Annotated in this window: 6 protein-coding genes; 5 read left to right on the top strand and 1 reads right to left on the bottom strand. The window is 39.8% G+C overall.

Annotated features, from left to right (window positions below; all coding sequences use genetic code 11):
• A partial coding sequence (locus K9N57_14060; protein ID MCF7805305.1) for a transposase occupies positions 1–580 on the bottom strand: 580 nt, incomplete at its 3' end.
• Positions 581–978: 398 nt separating this feature from the next.
• On the opposite strand from K9N57_14060, the gene K9N57_14055 reads away from it, so the two are divergent.
• From K9N57_14055 to K9N57_14035, 5 genes are all read left to right on the top strand, one after another.
• Positions 979–8940, top strand: a complete 7962-nt coding sequence (locus K9N57_14055; GenBank protein ID MCF7805304.1) for a polysaccharide deacetylase family protein — start codon at positions 979–981, stop codon at positions 8938–8940.
• A 21-nt stretch (positions 8941–8961) separates the two neighbouring features.
• Positions 8962–13533 carry an FG-GAP-like repeat-containing protein gene (locus tag K9N57_14050; GenBank protein ID MCF7805303.1) on the top strand — a complete coding sequence of 1524 codons (4572 nt, stop codon included), beginning with the start codon at positions 8962–8964 and terminating at the stop codon, positions 13531–13533.
• Between the two features lie 782 nt (positions 13534–14315).
• Positions 14316–17573 carry a T9SS type A sorting domain-containing protein gene (locus tag K9N57_14045; protein MCF7805302.1) on the top strand — a complete coding sequence of 1086 codons (3258 nt, stop codon included), beginning with the start codon at positions 14316–14318 and terminating at the stop codon, positions 17571–17573.
• A 141-nt stretch (positions 17574–17714) separates the two neighbouring features.
• The gene (locus tag K9N57_14040) at positions 17715–20996 is read left to right on the top strand and encodes a T9SS type A sorting domain-containing protein (protein MCF7805301.1); all 3282 of its coding nucleotides are present in this window, start codon (positions 17715–17717) and stop codon (positions 20994–20996) included.
• Positions 20997–21209: 213 nt separating this feature from the next.
• Positions 21210–25766, top strand: coding sequence for a T9SS type A sorting domain-containing protein (locus K9N57_14035; protein ID MCF7805300.1), 4557 nt, complete (start codon positions 21210–21212; stop codon positions 25764–25766).
• Positions 25767–25832 lie beyond the last annotated feature (66 nt).

The raw sequence follows: 25832 nt of genomic DNA, 5'->3' as shown, positions 1-25832 counted from the left end.
CACGGGTCCCGTCCCGCGTGATGCCCATGACCACGAGGACGGCCAGGTTCTGCACCCGGTGGTTCACCCGGATTTTTTCATGCAGCGCATCAATCCAGAGCACCGGATATTCCGCATCCAGGGACCGCGTCCGGAACGCCTGGACTTGCTCGTCCAGTTCCTGGCTGATGGCCGAGACCTGCCCGGCTGAGATGTTTTCGATGCCCAAGGTATGGGCTAACCGCTCGATCTTGCGAGTGGAGACGCCATTCACGAACGCTTCCCGGACGACCTCCATCAAAGCCTGTTCCGATCGCTTCTTGGCCGTCACGAAGAACGGAATATACCCGCCCTGCCGGAGCTTCGGGACCAACAGATACATGGTCCCCAGTCGGGTATCGAACCGCCGGACGCGCGTGCCGGAAAAGTAGGTCTTGCGCTGCGTCGAGTGCGTCCCTTTAGGGGCCCCAACCTTCTGACTGGCTTCCACCTGCATCATCTGGTGCGCGATCCATTCCAGCATCGCCTGGAGCGGGTCGGCTTCGTTGACAAATTGTGATAGTAATCCCTCATAAATTGCGGTATCTTTGTGGGTAGCCATCGGTGTCCTCCTTGGGTGTTTTCATGAGTGCTCATCTGAAAATTAGGAGACATCGATGGCTTTTTCCTCTCACTTATTTTGAAATTGCGAACATGAATTTACACTACCTGAATTCTGACATTAATTATGTAAAATTTATCTTGTGATATATTTAAAATTTAATTAATATAACCTACGGTTATTGGTACAATTAGTTTCATATCTTCATATTGTATGCTTTCTTTTTTTTATTAAGTGCTATTAACCGACGTTGGAATTGATGGTTCGATTGGTATACCATCAACATAGCAGATTTTTTTATATATATAAATAGTCATACTAATCCAAATGATCGAATATCACGGTTTTATGTCAAATTAGTGTAATTCTATATTATTTATTAAAAGTAGGGAGTCGACATGTCTACTAAAAACAAGTCTCTTTTATTTATTATTTTTTTATTTCTCAGTTTCAGTGTCAACGTCAATGCCCAAAATGTTGTGGTAAATAGTATAAAGATAAACGGTGAATCAATTGCCACAAATGGTTCAGAATCCATTACGGTCGAACCAGGGGCAGACGTATGGATTTCTGCAGAAATACAGAACCGCAGTGGCTCATGGTCGGGCTATGGCCAATTGGTTATGTGGGTTGAAGGCTATGATAATGTGGATGATGTTGTTAGTCATGGGTTTGACTCCCATGAAATTTATACTTCAGGTGCCTCAAAATGGAATGAAATTTACCAGGAGAACCGGCCGACTTCTTCTGTTTCTGTAGAGGCAATTGAAGGTACCTGGGGCTATTATGAACTGCAAAACATGGACATTCTTATTACCGCACCGGCTGAAGGGAGTTTTACCTTTTTAGTACGGGGTACTTTTTCGAATACAGATTGGGATATAGTGAGCCAAGATCCAGATTATAACACAGGAAAAAGAGATGACCAGGGTTATTATGTTTATAAGTATACCGTCAATATTGCTAAACCAAAATATAGCGTTTATGGAAAAGTTAAATCAAGTAGACATGACTTCGATGTAATACCCAATACTACTTTACGTTTATACCATTCAAACGGTTATGATGAGACCGTTACATCGAAATATGATGGTAGTTATTCATTTAGCAATGTCCCACAGGACGACGGATATGTATTAGATATTTCTCACCCAGACTATAGCTTCACCACAAGTAGGTATTATTTGAATTTATCTGGTAATACTAAGAAAAATATCTACGGACGCACTGTTGCCTCTGTTGATATTTCATATCAGGTTCCTGATTTTTTTATTTTAGGACAGCCATTTGAAATAACTGTAACATTACAGAATGATGGTCAGTCAGTTGGGAATATAGGTACCTATTTAGATGTGGCTTTCCCGCAATATGATGCTACGCCTCCATTCACGGTTCAAAAAGTATCCGATAACGGATTTAGCGACATTTCATTTAATTATGTAGGCCAATCTATTTACGGGGTTTATAACAATGAATGGCAGGAAACGAGTGCGGAACACCTATTAGTATCTGGTGATAGAGGCGCAAGCATAAGTTCTGGAACAACAATTTCATATAAATTGAAGATCACAGCGACTAGTGCAGAAGAGATTAAACTCCGTTTTAAAGGTAGTATTGGTGATAGCAGGGAGCCAACTTCTGGCACTATTGGACAGCAAAATATTTGGGAAAAGGAAGTTGTTATCCCAAGATATAAGGTTGAGCCACAATTAGTCAATTATCAACTGGAAAGCGGTGAGTCCACAATAAATATCCATACAGGCGAACCAGTAGATGTTACGGTAAGTGGAAAAAATGTTGGTAATGGAGAAGCATTATATGGCGGGATAGCCTTACAGGTTCGCCAAGCGTATACGGAAGATCAAGAAATGAGTGAAACGCACTCAGCTTATGGAGCCACAAGTGGAAAATCGGTATGGTGGAAAGGAGAAGCACTGGCAAATGATTATACCGCAGAATATTTACATATCGAACCAACCTGGGAAAATTGGGGAGCGAATTTAACCAAAACATTAAATGCCACACTTACTCCGAGAGAACCCGGTGAATATGAAGTATTTGCTAAAATGTATCTAGCAGATCCTGCCCAGACTGCATTTCGGGATCCTTCAGGGTCATCACCTAATACAGACCATCAAAATGAAGCAACAGTCAAAGTAGGAACAATTAAAGTAACTCCTCCGGAACCCCAACCTTCACTTATCAGCTATCAATTTGATAATGGCGAGTCAACCATTGACGCAAAAGTCGGCGAACCAATAAATATTACTGTTAAAGGTAAGAATATTGGGGAAGGTCAAGCGATGTATGGAGGGATGGCAGTCCAGGTGCGCAATGCTTTTTTGAAAGGCGCTGAGGTTACTGAGGCCCATACTGCAGTGGGCGCAAATCCAAATCAATCCGTTTGGTGGAAAGGACAAAAATTAGCAAACGAATATGTGGCTCAGTACCTCCATATCGAGCCAACCTGGGATAATTGGAGTGTGGGAGAGACAAAAACACTGAATGTTACCATAACACCCCAAAGAGGTGGACAGTATCCTGTATATACAAAGATGTATTTAGCTGATGAACTTCAAAATACGTTTGGAATTCCTACTGGGTCCTTGCCCAACACGGATCACCAGAACGAGGCAACTTACCAAATAGGTACAATTAATGTAGTGCCACCCGGAAATTTAATCCTACAAAAAGCCCCAACAGTAAAGAGTAAATTCTATGCGAATGGCACCACGTTAGTGCAGTATATAATCACCAATCAAGGGGAAACAGCACAAGATGTCTATATCTCTCCGTCAGTAAGTAATGGTTGGGAAGTTATCTCTGCAACAGACGATATAGGTACTAGTGCTACAATTTACTATCCTTACGACCATCCAAAATCAAATGGCACCCCCATTGTCACCAAATCTGGGGATCAGATCGAGCCGGAATATCCACTTATTGACTGGCAATATGATCAATGGACTCAAAATACTACCAAGACGTTTTCAGTATTATTAAAGAATACGGGATCCAATGAAAAAGAATTTTTTAATATACGATGGGCATGGAACGGATATACAAAGCCTCGCCCAAATGAAACGCTTGTCGGTATGGGGACAACCTTGGATCAACAAGGGCATCCCACATTTAGATTTGAGACGGACATAATTGCTCAGTCCGAGCACAAATTTAATATGCTTGCCTATCACAATGTTGGTACAAAAGGTGAAACTCCGTACTGGATTACTCCAGAGAAATTTCAAAAGCAAATGGAGTTTCTTTCAAAATATGGATTTAATACCGTTAGCCTAAATGATGTTTATTTGTATAAAATCGGGCAGGCACAATTACCGAGCAATTCAATTGTAATCACCTTTGATGATGGATATAAAAATTTCTATGAGAACGCTTATCCCGTTCTTAAGGAATTCAACTTTACTGCGACAAACTTTCTCATAACCGATTATATTGCAAGTGACGAAACTGGCCGGCGAACCAATGACTGGGATAGAGCTTATGAAGAGAGTTCGCTCAATAATGAGCATTTGATTTGGCCTGAAGTTTTAGAAATGTCACAGAACAATATTAGTTTTTATTCCCATTCAAGTACACATCCATCACTGCCTGCTCTTTCAAATTCAGCCCTCCCTTCGGAGATCGTAGAGTCAAAACTAAAAATCGAAAATGAATTAAGTACCGAATGTAATTTTTTCAGCTATCCTTATACTGAAAAAAATGAAAATGTAACAAATACTGTCAGAGCAGCAGGGTACGATGGTGCGGTTGATGTCAACGACAAAATTTTCAGTACGAATTCTTCTGATATGTTTACCATGGATAGATTAGGGGTGTTACGCAATTGGAGTTTGCTTGATTTTGCGGAACACATTTTACCGAATTTTCAGAGACCAGAGTTAACAGTGAGTGATGTACAATATTTTGATAGTAATGGAAATGAACGCACTACGTTTAGTCCTGGAGAGACAATTGAAGTCCTTGCTACAATTAAAAATCTTGGTGCCACGATAAATTCTGTGGTTTCTCTAAATATTGACAAGGATAAGGTAGATTCTACTTCGCCAATATATGATTCTCATACGGTCGTACCGAGCGAAGATCAGATGCTCGAATTTCCACAGGGGCAATCAAGGGAGGTTAGTTTCCAATGGACGATCCCTACAGATATAGAAACCGGGCAGATGTACACTGCAATAGGCCTACATGGTGAAAAATATGTGTTATGGTATGGGGGATTTGGATGGAGTGAGGGATTTTATATTAATACCGGAGAACACATGGTTATCCCAGAGGAGTGGATAGAACTTGGTACTTGGGAAGAAAATATTACGTTATTTAATAATAGTTATAATATCAGATATTTTCTGGGAGAATTATCAGGTTATAATGAATCGAATACCGTACAGGATATAATTCCAGTTGTGATTAAATCTTCCTCCAATGGTAATACAAATATAAATCCAATTATAACTGATTCGAAAGAATTAGATCAAGTTGTCTCCTTTATCCTTGATAAAAAATGGCGTCACGGATTTGATAAAGGGATCAGTGAAGATTTTTGGAAACAGTGGGAGGAAAATAGTAAAAAATTAAATGAGGCTTTTGATCCAAACGACCCAAAGATTGTTTCTGGAACACTCTTTGCAAGTAAATGTCTTTTTTCAATTGGAAGCACAATGCTTGTTCCGAGCTCTTTTTCGAGTATGACAAGTACAATTATTTCAAGTGGTGGGCTAATACTTTCTTTAGGTGGAAGTAGTTTGGAGTTTATTAATTCAGTTACTGCCTTGCCCCAAGGGAATCAGGTTTCTAGCGCAATGTCTGCAATAGGTTCTTTAGATCCTGATTATAAAAATGAACTTTCAAATGAAACAGAACGTCTATCGCATATTAGAAATGGGTTTGAAAATTTAAATCAGTACAGCGAGTCAATGCAAACCTTCATTCTTTTTCCCCTAGAAAGGTTTGAAGATTTTAAAGGTGCTTGGACAAATTTTAATGCGGGTATGGATCCTGTACTGGCCAATACTAGTTATGGGGAAATAGCACTAAGAAATGCGAACGATTATGTAAATGTTGCACTTATTAGCAGCGCCTTGGCTGTTGGTGAAAAATTAATATACCAGGACTGGAGTGATTTAGGTGCTGCAATTAATTGTTTGTGGCAAATAGCCAATTTAAACACTTCAGTGATGGAAGTATATGCAAACCAATTAAGTATTGATGCGAAATATCTGAATAATGCCTCAAACTTTTCTAATTTTGAAGATTATTTAGAAAGAATTTCTAAATATAACTTTAAAGCAATTAAATTTTACGAAGTATTTTTAGAATTATTATCAAATTTTCAATATTATGTTAATCAAATGAATGAGATGGGGCCTATTGGCAATCTCTCTATGACTAGGGAAAATATTGAATTTTGGGACGCATTATATGCCGAACAAAAACGGGAATACGGGAATTTGATTACTGACATAGCTGAGAGGCAAGCTGTTAAGAGACACATAAACGATTATTATCCCACTTTTACCGCGACGAACACAAATAGTATACCACAAGTTGATATAAAATTAGACTATATTTCAGAAAATGATGTACTAAATAATGGTATTGAAACCCATCAATATATTTTAAAACTAGGAAATTTTAGTAAAGGAGCCATCAATAATATTGATTTGAATTTTACTGATAATAATGAATTAATTGAAAACAAATTAATTGATGTTTTAGGAGTCGGGGAGAGTAAAAATATTGTTTTCAATTGGGTACCAACAAAAGGAAAGCATATTTTAAATTTCCAGACCGTATTATCAGAAGATGATAATCCTAATAACAATACCATTCAAAAAGAAGTTTACATCGCACCACCGCCTGCATTGCACACACCAAAAGTGATTAATGCAGACGGTGGAAAAGTTTTTACAATAAGATATTTTTCTGAAAATTCTCAGAAACCGGATGAAGGTAAGGTTTTACTCCATATTGACGGGAACATATTCTCGATGGAACCTGACAAAAATGATTATTCCTCTGACGTTATGTTTCAATCCAATGAAATTACTGTAGGTCCTGGGGTACATTATTACTTTTTTACAACAAGAGTTAACTCAAACGTATTGAGATACCCAGAAATTGGTGAAATGGAAATTAATGTTGAAGGAAACAATAATCTGGCTGAATTTGGAATCATTTCTCCTGAAATGGGATCAGCACACCGTGGCTTTCCCATCCATTTTCAATGGGAAAGTAATAATTCAAATTTAAGCGATATCAATTATTCTCTGATTTTATCAAAGGACCCCGAGTTTTCACAATCGACGGTATACTCTAATATGACCAAACCTGAATTTACAGTTGAGGAGGATTTATTGGAGGGTACCTATTATTGGCGTGTTAAAGCTGAGATAAAAGATGTTGAATTTATTTATAGTAGGCAAATCGGTCAATTTGCATGGCAGCCTTCGACTGAAATAACGCCTGAAATAACTTCCTTGACATTAGAAGGCCCAATTTTGCGTGATCCCATCAACATTCAAATTCAATACAACGATGAAAATAATGAGATTAATAAACTTCAGTTTGAGTATTCATTAGATAAAAAAACGTGGCAATTTATCGATTATTATGAAACACCTATGGATCATTATGAGTGGGTATCAAATTTAAACAGCCATCAAGTCTGGATAAGAGTGAGAGGTCTCGATAATAATAACTGGAGTACACCTTGGTTTACAAGCGAGTCCTATCACATGATTGATAATTCCAAGCCAGAAATAGTGCAAATTGACTTTATACCAAAATCTGTTACCGCTACAACAGAGTCAATTTCTGTAAAAGCTTCTATTCAGGATACGCTGAGTGGAATAAACTCTGATGGAGTGCTACTTCAATATGGTTTCCCAAGGGGAAGTTATAGTGATTATCTAAGTATGCAATTAAATGAAGACAATAATTGGGGAATTAAAATTAGTAAACCAGCGGATGGTTGGGATTTTAATGAAGATTATTTGTTTAGTTTTTTTATTAAGAGTAGTGATAATATAGGCAACACATTTGAAAGTAAAGAATATAAGTATATTCACTTAAATAGTAAGATTATCAATCTTTATACTGGTTGGAATATATTCTCGTCAGTCCTTGCACCTACTGATCTTGGTATACAAAATATCTTTTCCGAGGCTATTGAAAAAGGAGTACTTCAAAAAGTACAAGATGAAGCTGGAAATTCATTAGAATATCTACAGGAACCAATTAATTCATGGGAAAACGGCATCGGGGATTGGCAGGAAACTGAAGGGTATTATGCGAGGGTAAATGCGGACTACGATCTTTTAATAGAAGGGCAACAGATTGAATTGCCAATTACGATTCCGTTAACATCTGGATGGAATATAATTAGTTATCCTTTAGTTAAAACTTTCGTTGATGCATTGGGAAAAGTTCAGCCTCTTATTGACGAAGGTACCCTAATAAAAGTTCAAGATGAGACGGGAAATGCCATTGAATATATCCCTGCAATAGATCAATGGATAAATGATATAGGGACTATGGCATCTGGAGAGGGGTATTACCTCAAAGTCTCTCAAAATACTAGTCTGAATCTATATACAATAGATCGTAGTGTTGGAACTTTTGCCACTACTACGCAAACTGAATCTTTTAATAAATCACCAAAACATTTTATACCAATTGATTTCGTTGGTAATCCATATCATCCGATGAATATTTACATAACTAATTTGGACCTGGCAGGATACCAATATTCAGAGGGTGACGAAATAGCAGTATTTGATGGAAATACCTGCCTTGCGGCAAGTGTAATTGATCCAGAAAATCTACCAGTTTCACTAATCTGTCCAATGGATGACCCTGCCACCAAAAATGTGGATGGTTTTGTTGTCCAAAATGGAATTAATCTCAAAATATGGAATCAGCAGTCTCAGCAATCATTTGAAGTCAATGCGGAGGAAATAAATATCCAAAAAGGAGAGGCAAAATTCTCTCCACGTTCATCCCTAGTCGTGGGATTCTCCCCAGTAACTGGAGTTACAGAGTTATACGATCGAGGAATCCCGACGGAGGTGGAGTTATCGCAGAATTTTCCGAACCCATTTAATCCGGTAACTACGATTCGGTTTGCACTTCCGAAACAAGAGCAGGCCACACTTGCTATATACAATCTCCGGGGAAAGAGGATAAAAACTCTTATTGACCAAGAATTACCTGCCGGGTACCACCAGATTGAGTGGAATGGTACCAATCAGCTCTCCCAGCCCGTTGCTTCAGGAATTTATATATATACTCTGCGTACTGAATCAACGACGTATATAATGAAATTAGCTCTTATTCGATAATACATTCACAGGGAGAAAATCATGATGAAATTTAGAATATCTTTGGTCATTCTTTGCCTCATTATTTATCCAATTTATGGTTTCAGTCAGAATTATTTCCAAGTGGTATACTCTGGAAATCCTTACCTGGCGATGAATATTTATGTAACTAGCGCCACAATCGACGGAATACCGCTGGAGGCTGGCGATGAAGTCGGCATTTTCGACGGGGAATATTGTGTCGGAATGGCACAATTGGCCGAACCTATTTCTGATTACCTATCTGTAAAGGCCGCAACGGATGATCCAAACACAACAGAAATAGATGGATTTACTCCGGGAAATCAGATCCAGTTTCGCATTTGGGACCAAAGTGAAGGCAAAGAGTACTTAAAAGTTGTTTCCACCTTAAGCTCAGGAAGTGAAACGTTTCAGTCCCAGGGAACTGGAGTTGTTAGCATCGCGGCAAAACCATTAACACTCGTGGCGGCATTTTCCGCCACTCCTGTATCGGGCAATGCACCGTTAGAAGTACAATTTACCGATGAAAGTACCGCATCTGAGACACAAATAACTCAATGGAAATGGGATCTTAATGATGACGGTGTAATCGATGGGACGGAACAAAATCCTGGTTGGACTTATACAGCCCCAGGTACATACTCCGTAAAACTAATTGTCTCCGATGGCACAATTTCGGACACCCTTCTTATTAACAATTATATTACAGTGACAGAGCCTCCTGAGCCAGGAGTCATATATGCTGAAGACTTTTCTTCTGATCCCAATTTCACTACTGAGTACACAACAAAGTCTGGCGAATACTTTGAGTGGGATTCCGTCAATGAAATCTATAAAATCAGAATACTTGATGAGCATCAAGTATTAAAATATGTGTATACCCCAAAATTTAAATTAGTTGATGCTGGAGATTTCGAATTTCAAATTGACCTAAAATTAGTTGAAACGTCGTATGGTATGCCAATTGGCCTGCGTCTTTTTCATACGGATCTATCAGATCTTTCTAAGACATGGGCAATCTTTCATAAGGGTTCCCATGATCCTGATATCAAGATTGGAGATGGGAGTGGTAATGCTTATTCCACTAATAATGTTATGCAGGGGAACTGGTATAGAATTAAAGTTATTTATGACGACAAATCAGGGACAGCCAACTTGACTATAATCGATCTTGTCAGTGATGAAGTGTTTTTCAAAGAGGACAATGTCCCTTTTAATCCTGCTAATTTTAGCCAGATCGCGCTAGGGTGGAATACCTTATGGGCGGAAGGCTCAGTTGGAGAGATGCATTATGATAATATTATTATTAAACGCCCCGGCATGGTTGTGGAGTCTATACAACCCGAACCACATACAGGAAATATTCCAACAACCACCGATATTGAAATAAATTTTTCCCATCCTGTCGATGCTAGTACACTCATGTCTGAAAATTTAATAGTAACCGGGAAATATACTGGAATCTATCATGGTGTGATGAATTTGGTGAATAATGGAAGTACAGTAGTATATACTCCTAATTCGCCATTTAAAGTTGGAGAACGTATCTCTGTATTAGTGTCAGATAATATTTATTCGGCTAACGGAGAGCAATTATCGCGTCCAATACACAGTAGTTTTACGGTTCACACTACCAGTGGTGACGGGGTTTTCTCCGGGCGTTATGATTTATCAACCGGTATGGACGTGATTTCAGTAAAAACGGCTGATTTGAATAAGGACCAAACATTAGATCTGGCTGTAATCCATCAAAAATCTGATTCTCTTTCCATCTATTTGGGCTCGGGGAGCGGCAATTTTATACTGCATTCAAGATTGCCTTTGTTGGTTAAGCCTTCTGATTTGATAATAAATGATTTCGACCAAGATAATTATTTGGATATTGCTGTATCCCATTACACTGGTAACGTTGATAATATGGTGTCAGTATATTTTGGTGTAAGAGAAGGACACTTTAATGAACGTGTTGATGTGAATACGGGCTCCCCAATGATGCGATTGCAGTCCGGCGACATTAATCTTGACGGATATCCGGATATAGCTGTAGCTAATACAGAAGGATATGTTACTCTACTTCAAAACCAAAAAGGCCGAAGCTTTATTACCTCAATCCTTGATGAAGTGTATAATGCCTTTCCCAATTCTATTGATCTTGCAGACCACAACAATGATGGTTTTCTCGATCTATCCGTAGGATATAAGGATCGAAATGACATGTCACTCTTTCTTGGTAACGGAGATGGTTCCTTTCAATCTATGAGTGATCTTGGATATAGCGTAGGATGTTATACTCATGTTTTGGATGACTTTGATGGAGATGACCTGGTTGATTTAGTGACAGGTGGGCGGGGTAATGAAGTAAATTCCTTTAAGGGGAATGGTGATGGCACTTTTACCAAATCGGGAACATTAACTCTGTCAGATTGGGCATACACTCTATACCCCGGCGACATAGATAGTGATGGCGATATGGATATTGTTGTTACGGAATATCGTGGGAACCGTGTCCTCTCATTGATGAATACAGGTGGTTTTTCATTTCAAATAGAAATTATTAGTCAAAGTGAACTTGTGGGGCCAATCAAAATGGATGGAGGAGATCTTAATAAGGACGGTAGTCTTGATTTAATTATTCCTAATCAAGGTAGCGACTATCTCTCGGTCTTCTTTGGTAAAAAACCAAGTCCCCCAATTGGATATTATCCTTTTAACGGTAACGCTGAGGATGCCAGTGGCAACGACAACGATGGCGATGTTAATGGGCCTGTTTTAACTACAGACAGGTTTGGCAATAATGATAGTGCCTACTGGTTTGATGGCAATAATGACTATATTGTGACAACTGATGGCAATGGGATATTAAATGAGCCTTTGAATAAAATAACAGTCAGTGCATGGATACACCCCGAATCTTATAATACCGGATATATTTATCGAAGTACGAGTCAAGATGGAATATTTCATTTGAATACTCGTGATACAGGATTAATAGAGTGTGTATTTGCTTTGAGTAATGGGGAAAAGAGTGTTTCAAGTAATTTTTCCTTAAACAAATGGTACCATGTCGTGGGACAGTGGGACGGGAACAAACTTTCTCTGTATGTGAATGGGGAAATAGTAGATTCTTCAACTGCAATAGGAGCACTTTCAACCCAATCAGTCGGTAATTCTATTGGAGCAAACTCTGATGGTTCACTTTCATTCCACGGTAAAATTGATGAGGTCCGATTATTTGACCGGGTACTCACAACGAACGAGTTGAATGAGCTGTATACACCTTCCACTACTATTCAGATTTCAATCGATAGTATGGAAACACGACAGGGAGATACTCTTTCATTACCAATTAGAGTATTATCCCCACAATCTCCAAAATTTAGTACAATTGAGTTTTTCTTGGATGGGTATCAGTCGGGTTTAAAATTCATCGGCATTGATACAGCTAATACATTGACCGGAAAGAGTAAATGGAGTTATGTAATTCATGAAACAAATAAATTAGCTATTTCTTGGATATATGGAGCGACCCCTATTGAGACAAATGGTGTCTTTGCTAAATTGCAATTTGTAGCAACCGGTCAACCATGTGAATTGTATCCCGTAATTTTAGATTCAGTAATGTTTGATACTGGACTGATTAGTGTAAAGTTGGAGAGTGGCGGTGTATATATCACGCCCCTTCCGGATTTTGGAGATGTCGACGGGAATGGTAGAATTCAAGCAGATGACACGGCATTAATCTTAGAGCACGTAATTGGTTTAAATTCTCTAGTTTGCCAGGACTCTGCAAATGCTGAGGTGACCCTTGACCACACGATTTCAGCTCTTGATGCTTCGCTAGTTGCCCAGTATCGGATAGGCAATATCGAAAATTTGCCTTACGATTCAACAGAACTGAGTATTGAAGGGCAAGGGACAGTTTCATTGCAGGATCAAGGGATCGTGAGAGGTACGCCGATTGAGGTTCCAATTTATCTCCAAAATGGGATTAATATTTTTTCGTTTGAAACCGAAATGGAGTATGATCCAGCATTTCTTGAATTAAATGGATTTGAACTGTCGAATCAAACAGCAGGCTTTTCTTATGAATTCAATAATACTAATGGAATATTGAAAATTGCCGGTGCAGGAAAAGAACCAACGGGAACAACAGGCTCTATTGGAGCCATGCAATTTGTGGTATCCCCGAATCCTCCGAGCACCCAAACTGAAATTGTATTAAATTGGGTGCGTATTAATGAAAACCCGATTAAAATGGATATCTCACACGCAACTTTAGATGTTATTACTGGAATTTTGGATAATTCACTACCCACTGAGTTTGTATTATTTCAGAACCACCCCAATCCCTTCAATCCAAGTACCACATTTAGGTATGGCCTGCCTGAAGAGGCTTCTGTGAGGTTACTTGTTTATGATTTGATGGGCCGAAAGGTTCGAACATTAGTGGCAAAAGAGCAGGATGCGGGGTGGTATGAGATAGAGTGGAATGGAACTAACGACTTAGGGAATGAGGTTAGTTCTGGCGTTTATTTTTATTTTCTGGAATCAGGGGATTTTGTAGATAATAAGAAGATGGTGTATATGAAATAAACTAAGCTGCTCTGATAAAAGTAAGGTGCAGCAAAGCTTTGTCCTGCATCGGAACGTGCTTTTCTTTACTAAATTACTGCCGGTATATTTATTGTAATGATTCCATCTAAAACTGGAGGGCATATACCAAAAAGAGAGGTGCTAAAATGTATTTCGTGCTAATCTATCCCTTTCAGGTGTAAAGACATTTCCAATGAAATTGTGTAAAACTGACTTGTACACAGAAGTTTTAGAACAGTACGATTTATATGATTGAAGAATATTATGGCATTGGATATGGTTGATTATTACAGGCCATTATTACCATTTAAAAGTTGACATCTCTGGGTAAATAATCCAACTTATTAAAAGTTTTACCTATTTCAGCAAATAGCCGTTTATAATATAGATTCTCTTAGGGTGTTCGTTAAAGTTTAGAGAGGAACGGTACTGGCCGGAACTGTCAATCATCTGGCTGAGGTCACTATGAGTGAAATTATTGCGAATGTGTACGGGGTGATTTCGTTGTATGTAAATTTCCGTATAACAAAATCTATATGTTTTGATGGATAACCCGAAGGATCTCATTTGTACAGTTTTTATTCGATTGAGACACTTGATTTTCAGTAAACGCTTAAGATGGTCTATATGCAATAAACGAATCAAAAACACACACTGACTACCTGGATTAACAAGGCAGATTCTTTAAGATAGAATACTTCGGATTTGATGGACATAATCCCATTGCCTTTACTTCCTATTTATTTTCATGCTTAAAACGAGCGTGCTACAAAGGAGGTCCTATGTTTACCCGAATCCAAATCGCTATTATCCGAATCAGTATATTGCTTTTCATATCCTGGAGTTTTGTTGTGACCGCCAAATTACCAGAGGAAGTGGTAGATAATAAGGGGGAAAGATATACTCAGGCATTTATCAATCAAGGGGTAGACAATCAATTTGAAATTATTGACATTGGTTCTGCCCAGAGTATTGCACAGGACAGTAATACCACATTGATTGGGCGTTGGGCCGGGGGACCATGTATGGCAGTATCCAATCGGGGAAATACTGCCTATTATGGGAATGGAGGTTATCTTGAGATAGTGGATTTTTCTGATCCTATTAATCCAATTAATATTGGACGTGTGGCCATGCCGTCAATAATCCAAGGTATAAAATTAGTTGGTAATTATGCTTATATTGCAAACGGTGATTTTGGTGTAAGAGTAATCAATATTTCCGATCCCTCAAACCCATTCGAGGAAAGTGCATACAATACTGATGGATTTGCATCAAACATATCTATCGATGGAAATATAGCATTTTTAGCTGATGGTGATGTCGGGATGCACATAATTGATATATCAGATCCTGCGAATTTAAAAGAAGTTGGATTCTATGACACAGATGGGTTTGCCTACGATATCGGTGTAAGTGGCGACTACGCATATATTGCCGATGGTGATGCAGGTTTGTGTGTACTTGACATAAGTGATTATTCTAATCTATTCGAAGTCAGTCATCTCAATACGAATGGTGAAACTGTTGGATTATCAATCAATGATAATTTGGTTTTCTTAGCTGACTATGATGAGGGTATGCAGGTTATAGATAAATCTGATCCAATGGAAATTGCTAGGGTTGGTCTATTTTCTGAAAAATATATAATTGATGTGGAATTTAAGGACGGGAAGGTGTATGCAGCCGCGCTCAATGGTTTATGTCTAATTGATGTTAATGAACCGAGCTCTCCTAAAGAAATAGGTTATTACGATACGTGGGGAAACCCACAGGCGGTAGCAATTAATGGAGACAGTGTTTTCATCGCGGATAGATCAAAAGGTTTATGGTTGTTTACAACATTCAATAATAGCATTAGGAAAATCAATAATGTGCAAACAGGATGGAAGGCAAGGGCTGTTTCTGTTAACGATGGATTTATTTATATAGCAGAAGAGTCCGCTGGATTATGGGTAATAGATGAGGATGTGCCAGAAGAGCCCAATGAGGTGAGTATCTTTGAAACTGATGGCTCAGCATTAAGTGCGGCCGCCAGTGATAGTTTTGCTTATTTGGCCTGCGGCTCGGATGAGTTTAGAGTTATAAACATAAGCGATCCAGTCAATATAAGTAATAGTTATTACTATAGGGGGAGTTTTCCTACAAAAGTAAGACTAGAGGGTAAATATGCCTACGTAGTAGATGACGGATTACAAATATTTGATATAAGTGCTCCAAACCGAATTAATCGGTTGGGTTCTTTTACAACAAAATCATTCGAAAGTGTTTGTGCCAAGGGGAATATGGCGTATGGGATAAATAAATATGCTGATTTAACACTAATCAATGTGAGTGATCCTAACAATCCAATAGAATCGGGCTTTCTTGAGATTGGTGGTTATGCAACTGATATAGATTATTATAGGGGATTTGTCTATATATCAAACAAATCAAATGGTATAAGAATTATTGATGTGAGCGAAGAGAGTAATCCGGTAGAAGTGAACCTTCTGGACACTAAAGGATCTGCTGAGAGTGTTAGGGTGCTTGATGGGTATGCATATGTGGCCGATGGTGGTGCCGGTTTAAGTATTTATGAGGTAATTGATCCTCTGAATCCGGTATTAGTTGGTTATTATGAAACAGTGGGTGCAGCTTTAGATATTTCAGTTAAAAAAAACTACAATTATATAGCAAAGGGATATAAGGGTTTATCAATTATTCGTAACGATGGATATACAGAACCAACTAAGGATCCGATAAAAATATGGACTAAAGATTGCAGCGCAATGACACAAGATACCATTTTTATTCCAGTAAAGATTAAAATCCCGGAAGGAATTAAAATCACAGATGTATCCATGTTGGTTTCAAGTTTTAACGATGGACTTAAATTTGTAAACATTGATACCACCTCTACATTAACTGGTTATGCAAACTGGAATTTTGAATCACTCTTAACAGACACATTATTTACTAAATGGAGCACTGGTACAGAAGCTATAGGGGAAAGTGGCGTTTTTACTAAACTGGTATTTAAAGTAACTGGCAAGCCAGGTACTTTTATACCGGTAACTATAAACTCAGCAACATTCGATAGCGGTGAAGATTCCATCTTGATTTCCAATGGCGGTGTTTGGGTCTATACCCCTGGTGACGTAGATAATAACCAGAATATTCAGGCTTTTGATGCCGCATTAATACTGAAAAACCTCGTCGGTCTAACTTCATTTAATCATGGTGACTCTGCTGCAGCGGATGTCACCCAAGATCATTCAATCTCAGCATTCGATGCCTCCGTCCTCCTTCAATACGGGGTCGGCCTGGTGGATTCGTTACCGTATGACACTGCTGACCAGCAGCTCCTGGCCAACGGGAATATTACGCTGAGCGACCAATCCATCGCACCGGGGGCGACCATCTCTGTTCCGATCACCGTGGAAAATGGCGCAAATCTGCTGGGGGTGGAGGCAACCTTCGAATACAATCCAGCTCAGCTGGAATACACCGGCGTCCGGTGGGATAAAAGTTTTGAATGGAATCTTCACGAGGTGCGAGATAATGAAGGGCGGATCTCAATTACCGCGGCTAGCATTGAAGCAAATGCGGCTTCAGGGGAAATCGCTCAGCTTCAATTCAAGGTCAGGGCGGATTTCTCAACAGATAAAAGTATTGTCTCTCTCAAACGTCTCCGGCTCAACGAAAACCCGGTACAGGCCGATGTGGCGACCGCGACGCTCTCCAGTACCACCGGCGTAACTGATGAGTCCGCAATCCCGGACACCTACGTCCTGCACCAGAATCATCCCAATCCCTTTAACCCGGTAACAACTATTCGTTACGGGTTGCCGAAAGAAACGCATATCACTCTTACAATCTATGATCTCATGGGCCATCAAGTGGCCATGTTAGTAAATGCCCAGCAACAAGCCGGGTGGTATACCGTGCAGTGGGATGGATTAAATCGGGTTGGTATATCAGTGAGCACAGGAGTGTATATTTATCGAATCGAGGCGTCGGATTTTCAGGCAACCCAAAAAATGGTATATATGAAATAAACAGAACAGAAACACAAACTGACAACCTGTATGAACGTGACAAAACCTTCAAAATAGAATGTTTAGAAATATCAACACCATTCCTAATGCCCGTTCTATTTATTTGCATACTTGAACTGCATGTACTATAAAGGAGACTCTATGTTTACCCGATCCAAAACCACCATTATTCTACTACTTTCCCTTTGCTGGAGTTTTGCTGTAACCGCCCAACTGGCGCAGGAATTAACACCTATTGATGTTGACCAATACCGCCAAACAAATGTTCTGCCTGACCTGCCACCACGTAGTGTTACAGGGCACCCAGCATTCTCCGAGAGTACAATTCAAGATAACAACACCACCCTGATCGGCCGGTGGGCGAATGGGCCATGTAATGCAGTTGCATCCCGAGGGGATACTGTCTATTTGGGGAACGGGGCGTATTTAGAGATAGTTGACTTTACCGCGCAGAATAATCCTGTCAGGTTGGGGAAGGTACTCCTACCAAACATCCCAATTAACATCATAGTGATTGGAGATTATGCGTACGTCGCAGATGGGAGAGGCGGGCTCCATATTTACGATATTTCTAATCCTATAGACCTAAAACTAATAAGTGCAATTAATTCTCAGGGCTCGACCAATGGGGTCGTCGTCAATGAAAATATCGCCTATATCGCTGACGGTTCTGCCGGTATCCGAATAATCGATGTATCCAATCCAAGCAATCCAGAAGAATTAGCTAAATTTGATTTAGATGGCAGTGCCGAAAAAGTTGCAATTGATGGAAATAGGCTTTATGTAGCAGCTGGTAGTGCCGGATTGCGTATAATCGATGTATCAGAGTTTGACAAATTATATGAGTTAGGAGCATTAAATACCGATGATTCAGCAGTGGATATCCAAGTTCAGGATGAAATTGCTTATGTGGCAGATTACAAAGAAGGACTCAAAATAATTGATGTGGGTGACCCCACGAATCCGGTTGAATTAAGTGATTGGAGTCCTTGGGGTAACAGTGAGATTTACGGTATCACTAAACAAGGGGACTATTTATATGTAGTTGGCGGAAGTGATGGAATACGCATTTTAAATGTTTCAAACCCTAGTAACCCATCACAAGTGGGCATTACTTGGGGAGGGGCCGGTGTTTGGCAGCGGATTGCAATCCATGATACAATCGCTTATGCCGCAGTTGGAAGAGCTGGCCTAAAAGTGATTGATGTTTCTATACTGAATAGCCCGAGAATCTCATATACCTATGAGACTGGTGATGAAACAAATGATATCGCCATTGATAATAATTATGCATATGTGTCCAATGGGGGAGGAGGCCTGCGTATTCTTGATATATCGCGCCTCGATTCACCAGTGGAAGTTGGCCGGTATAAATTCAGTTATGCTAGAGGAGTAGTAGCTGAAAATGGAGTCGTTTATGTATTGGATAGATTAAAAGGGCTCTGTATACTTGACGCTTCCGATCCGAGCAATCCCAAAGAGTTAAGTGTAATGGATACAGAAGGTTCTCCCTATGGTATCACCATCAAGGGTGACATAGCGTATATAGCTGATCACCTGACAGGGCTGTTCATAATAGATGTTTCCAATCCAGCCGATCCTATCCTCATAAATTCTTATGATCCTATTGGGTATCCTGTTAGCATTGAAGTAAGGGGGCAGTTTGCATATGTTGGGACGTCGGGTAATGGCCTCCGGATTATCGATATCACTGATCCCGCTAACCCCACTGAAACGGGCTATCCAGACAGAGCCGCTGATTTAGCAATAATGTCCCATTTTTTATTTATGGCTGATTATAGTGACGGGCTTCGCATTCTTGATATTACAAATCCAACAAATCCAAAAGAAATCGGTTCATTTAATACAGGAGGGTCTGCCCGAGGCGTGGCAATTGAAGACAAGTATGCCTATATAGCAGATGATAATGCCGGACTTCGTATTATTGATGTGACGAGACCAGATAGTCTATATGAAATAGGATTTTTCCAAACTGCTGGAAACGCCAGTAAAGTGTTAGTCAATAAAGGTATCGCTTTTCTTGCAGATGGCACTGATGGGGTATATATCATTCAGAATTTGTTATGGACACCCCCACCGCCAATAGAGGTCCTCGTAGGTGAAACTACGGGGTATCCCCGTGATACAGTTACAATTCCAATACATTTTGTATTACCACCTGACTCGACGTACAATTCTATCGAATTGGTGATATCCGAATTCCAAAACGGTTTGAACTTTATAGATATTGATACCACCAACACCATCACCGGGGAGGCTGGCTGGGCATACGTCTTTAACGAGACTGACAGCCTAATTCTAAATTGGTCGGCGGGCGCTGAAGCTATTAGCGATAGTGGGGTGTATGCACGACTCCAGTTTGAAGTTATTGGAGAACCAGACACTTTTGTCCCTGTCACCATCAAATCAGCGGTATTTAATACTGGCGAAGATACTGTTGTTATCAGAAATGGAGGAATATGGATTAAAAAACCCATCCTATATGGCGATGTGAATGCAGACAATCAAGTCACTGAAGCCGATGTTCGGTATCTGCTTGAGATGTTGGTAGGGAGTCATCCAATAACTGATATTGACTCCACGGTCGCAGATGTGAGTAACGATGGGACGTTTACCAGTATGGATGCATCGCTTATCATGCAATATCTCTCAGGGGAGATGGAGGGATTACCTTACAGGCCCGATGAGAGCGAATTTGCAGCGACTGGACAGGTATCCCTCGCCAGCGATACCGTGGTCTCTGAATCTGATTTCATGTTACCCGTGTACCTGAAGAATCCCGAAAATATCTACGCTTTTTCCGGTATGATCGACTATGAACCCAGCCAATTGACGTTTCAGGATTCTGTTAACTGGACTTTCGATTCTAATCTGGGAATTACTGCGATCAATCAGGATAAGAAGTCTGGTTCGCTCGTGGTCGCCGTAGCGATGGAAGTACCACTGGGACAGGCTTCTTTACTTGGCAATATACGTTTCTACTTTCATGAACTTACTGAAGATACGGCAACCCACGTAACCATTCCCCAATGGCAGTGGAATGAAGATACAATACAAACTACCGTGTCAATGGCATTAATCTATCCACAACCTGTTGGAGTGATGGATGAAACGACAATCCCAGACAAATATACCCTCCAACAAAACTATCCCAACCCATTTAATCCCACAACTACACTCAGATATGGATTACCTCAAAATGCTTATGTTCAATTTATCATATATGATCTCGCTGGAAGGAAAGTAAAGATGCTCGTTCAAGAACAGCAATCTGCTGGATGGTACCAAGTCCAATGGAACGGCACTAACGACTTAGGCCAATCTGTCAGTACCGGAGTCTACTTTTACCGTTTGGAGGTTGGGGACTTTGTGGATGTGAAGAAGGTGGTTTATATGAAGTAAATTTGAACTACAGAAATATATACATATGATAATTTAGGTATTGTATGTGTTGAATTTAAAATGTTAAATTTAATTATTAGAGTTTTATAGGCAATACATGAGCCTCTGGTGTTCTACCCTGCCTATTCCTGAGAAATAATGGACGACAAGCCTTCTTAGTTTCATAAAATACGTAAAAACTTTGTTCAGATTACAATTGTATGGAGGTGTGACATGGTAAAAGTCCGTTATCTCGTATTCCTTCTAATATTGTTTCCTATCTGTACATTAGGGGATTGGTCCGTAAATGAGGTTAAACACCTTGGCCCAATTTCCGGAAATACTGTTGTGCCGAGACAAATTACGTTAGACACGTCCAGGAATTACCTGTTTTCTTTGAGCCGTTTAAACAGCCAAGTATCTGTTATTGATTTAGATATCAATAGCGTTATTCAGACAATTCCCTTCCCCGGATTTGATGGGCTGTATAACCCCTATAGCTCACTATTTTATTCGTATTTTGACCAGGTATTATATATCAAAGGAACGGAAAAAATTTATCTGGTTAATGGGATTGATCTTGCTTTACAAGATTCTATTCAATTAGATGCAGGAAGTTATAGCCACGATGGAATGCTATATGATGAAATTAATCAAACATTGGTAATAGCCCGGAGAAATCGAGATACCGCTTCGTATTCCTTCTTGCGGTATTCATTAGAAACGCACAGCATGATCAATACAATTATATTCCCCTATCCGGATATTCAAAGGTGGCTCAAAAATACATTTAAATATGGACTCCATGATCCGTCCACGGCAGAATACTATATTTATGATTCAATATTTAGTGATACGCAAAAAAAGATTTACGTGTATAATATTTTGACTAATACGATTACAGATACGTTGTATCCTCCGCAGGAAACCCAGCATATCTTCTATCTCCCTGAGTTGGATATTTTCGTATTTTCAGAGATTGAAGAAATGGGGCAACCTGGGTACCTCCGATATTTTGATGTGGAAACCAAACAGATAGTCGGGTCAACATATATTCAGGATCCTACTTGGAGGAATCCTTTTTGGGTTTATTATGATTCATATGCGAACGATATATATGTGTCATTTGAACGCCAGATGATTCAAATATCCATGGACACCTATGAAATTGTACAATTGTTACGGGCCCCCGGGGCGTTAAGAATTGATGCATCAAACAGAAAGATATATGCAAGAGATGCAACGTTATCAGGGCTGCATCCCGGGACCATTCACTCGATTGATTTAAATACATTTGAATATACCAAACCAATTGTACTCGGTGCAGTCCCTTCTGATATGCTCATAATTGAAAAGACGAATAAGCTGTTATTGAGTGAACAGTCTCAAGGGCGGATTATGCAACTCGACGGCAATTCAGTAAATATTGAGAAGGAACTCAAGGTTGGGTTTTCTCCTCGGATGATGGCCCTTGATACCACCACGAACTATTTATATGTGGCAAATTGGGAAGAGGAAGTTAGTGATGAAGGATGGTTTAATGGTTGGGGGATTACAGTGGTTGACCTGAATACCTGGACTCAAATCCATAAAATCATTTTTGAATATCCAAAATTGGTTCATCCCATGGATTTAAAAGTAAATTATAATACCCGGGAATTATGGGTTGTGAATCGAAGTAATACTAATCCTATTACCATAATAGACTTGGATACCTGGGAATACGTTTACAATGTTGACACCGGAGGTTATCCGGGCTTTATAGAAATTAACCAAGAAAGCAATATTGCCTATCAAACTGGACACAAAACGTATGCAATTCGAGGGGATGATTATAGTATTATTAAAGAGATATCTACCTTTGATGCACTTAATATTGGAATAAATTATCAGACAAATAAGATGTATTTAAATGGGGTGTGTGACGGATTACATATTGTTGATTTAAATACATTTACTGTCTTTAAAGAGCTTAAACTGGGCTTTTGGGGAAATTGTAGTTACCAGAAACAGAAGAACATATATGTTGATGAAGAACATAATTTAGTCTTTGTTACAAAACATTACGGTTCAGATAAACTTTTTGTTATCGACGGAGAAACCGATGAAGTTACGGAAGAAGTTCCTGTGGGATATGGAGCCTGGAATGTACAATTAAACCCCAGAACTATGAACCTCTATGTCCTCAATGAGCTGGATGGTACCATTAGTGTGTTAACCAACCCTGACTATCCCGGGTACAACGCTCCCTCTCCCCCTATGGAAACTGAAATAGTCCCTGGCGATAACCAACTCTCTTTGCAATGGACGGTCGTTGAAGAAGCCACGAATGGATATAACCTGTATCGTTCTCGTACTCAGGGGGGACAGTATGTAAAAATAAATTCCTCCGCTATTCAGGATACCTTCTATACGGACCTTAATCTGACGAATAATGAGCAATATTATTACCGTGTTGCCAGTGTAGGGAAGTATTATATTGAAGGAGAAAAATCGATACCACAATCGGCTATTCCGATTGAATTACCTGATTTCACATTCCGAACCCCGGCGAATCAAAAAACGCTCATGGTCGGAGATACAGTCACCTATCCTTTCGATATTTTGCCGGAATCTCAGTTTGTTTCGGACATAACATTCACTGTAATAAATGCACCAGAGGGGATATCAGTTCTTTGCGATCCGAATCCTTTAAAGAGAGAACAGACGATGGAAATGAAGGTTTGGGCCACCAATACCATTGAGCCAGCCACATATGAATTTGAAGTGTGGGCCCAGGGTGGGGGACAAACTCATGTAGTAGCACTCTCGGTAGTCATTTTGGACGAGGGCAATATTACTATCAATACTGATCCAGTGAATCCTTATGTGAATGAAGCACTGGTCGTATTCGGTGAGATAAATCCCCGATTTAGTGATCATGCAACGCTCCATCTGTGGAATCCTAATGGAACTCATCACGAAAATGATGTGCCTATCGATTTTTCTGGAAATTACCTTTACGAATTTCAACCGGCTGAACAAGGGCAATGGAAGGTGATGACACAAATTGCGGGCACAACGAGTGATACGTTGGATGTTTTGGTCACAAAGGCTCCGACCCAAGTGAATTGCACCGTTGGTGTACTTGATTCTGTTGCTGGAGGGTGGCAGGCGACAATCAAAGGCCGCATCTTTCCCCCGCCCGGGATCACGTCTGGGGCGGTATCCATTGCCTTTCAAGATAACTCCCTGGATTCCTTGCAAGTTGTGGTAAATGAAGAAGGATATTTTGGATATAGTTATGTATTCCCCGAAAAAGGAAAGTGGTCAATCACAGCATCTTGGCCAGGAAATGAAGCCTTTATAGGAGCAGAAAGTACACCAACAATTGTTCCCGTTGGGTATGACGTTGGACGAGCGATAGTGATACGAGGGAGTAGTCCAGAAGCCAGTGGTGAACGTATTGCTGCGTATGATTCATTAACACAATTTGCTTATCGTGTTTTACGTCAACGGAGATTTACGGATGATCTGATCTATCTCATCCATCCGGACGAATCGTTTGATGTGGATAACGATGGAGTAAATGCCGACGTCGACACAACCCCCTCAGTGTCAGCAATTGAGCACGCAATCACCGAATGGGCGAACCCCGCCTTGAATGATAGTATCGGATTGACACTCTATCTCCTTGGAGACGTAATATCGGGTAGATTTCAACTTTCTGAGACGGAAGAAATGACGGCAACACAGTTAGGTGAATGGTTAAGAACAATCACAACCAGGGATAGCACTATTTATATGACAGTGATTGTGGAATCTTCAAACGCTTGGGGATTATACCCTGAAACATTACCGAATACTATCACATTTATTTCGGCAACTGATACAACGAATAATAGTCTAGGCGATGCAGGGGACTTGTCATTTAGTCGGTTCTTTTGGAATGGGATTTTTGAGGGGCAATCGATTGGTTCAGCGTTTTTAACAACCCATGATATCATCATCGATATGCCTGAGGTGTTTCAGACCCAATTTCCGCAATTAGAACACTCTGGCAATGGAATACCCAATGAAGAAACAGATTTTACTTCCTCCCAGCAACTCTTTATTGGTGGAACTGAATCTCTGGGAAGTTTTGCACCTTCAGTCCTTGGAAGTGGTGTATCAGAAGGGGAAGGGGGATTGACCAAGTATACGAGTGCTGATAATAGGTTCCTCACCAAATTATCACGGGCAAATGATTATGGTATCCGGTTATGGAGTAGATTTGAAGACGAAACGACTGAAAATTTGACTGGGAAGGTATTATTAATAAATCCGACTGGCGAGCACACTGTACATGTATTAGAGTTTAACGCTCAATCCGGCCGACATGAGTATTTTCAGTCTCATTTTACAGCAACAGGGAAATATACGGGATATCTGTATGCTAGAGATGAATGGGGGCGAATCTCCACTCCCCTCCGGCGAACATTTTTTCTTGCTGATACTCATTTAACAGATATTAACCCTAACCGAAATATTCCATCCCGGTTTACATTGCGTCAGAACTATCCCAATCCGTTCAACGGGAAAACCACAATCCAGTACGAATTGCCTGAAGCAAGTCAAGTCAGTATATCCATTTATAATATCAGAGGGCAAAGGATTTACACGATCCACCATGAATTACAACAACCGGGGTATTATACATTTAATTGGAATGGCACCAACCATAGAGGAGTGAAAGTCAGTTCAGGCGCCTATTTTTACAGGCTTGAAACCGGAGACTTTGTGGATGTGAAGAAGATGGTGTATATGAAGTAAAAAAATATTGACAAAATAAAATATGCCAACGGTAGTACCTAACAGAGCAAATTAGGTACCCCTTTT

The sequence above is a fragment of the Candidatus Neomarinimicrobiota bacterium genome, assembly GCA_021734025.1.
Lineage (GTDB): Bacteria > Fidelibacterota > JAANXI01 > JAANXI01 > JAANXI01 > JAANXI01.
The sequence above is the reverse complement of the archived record's forward strand: the minus strand, read 5'-3'. Positions and strand labels throughout refer to the sequence as shown.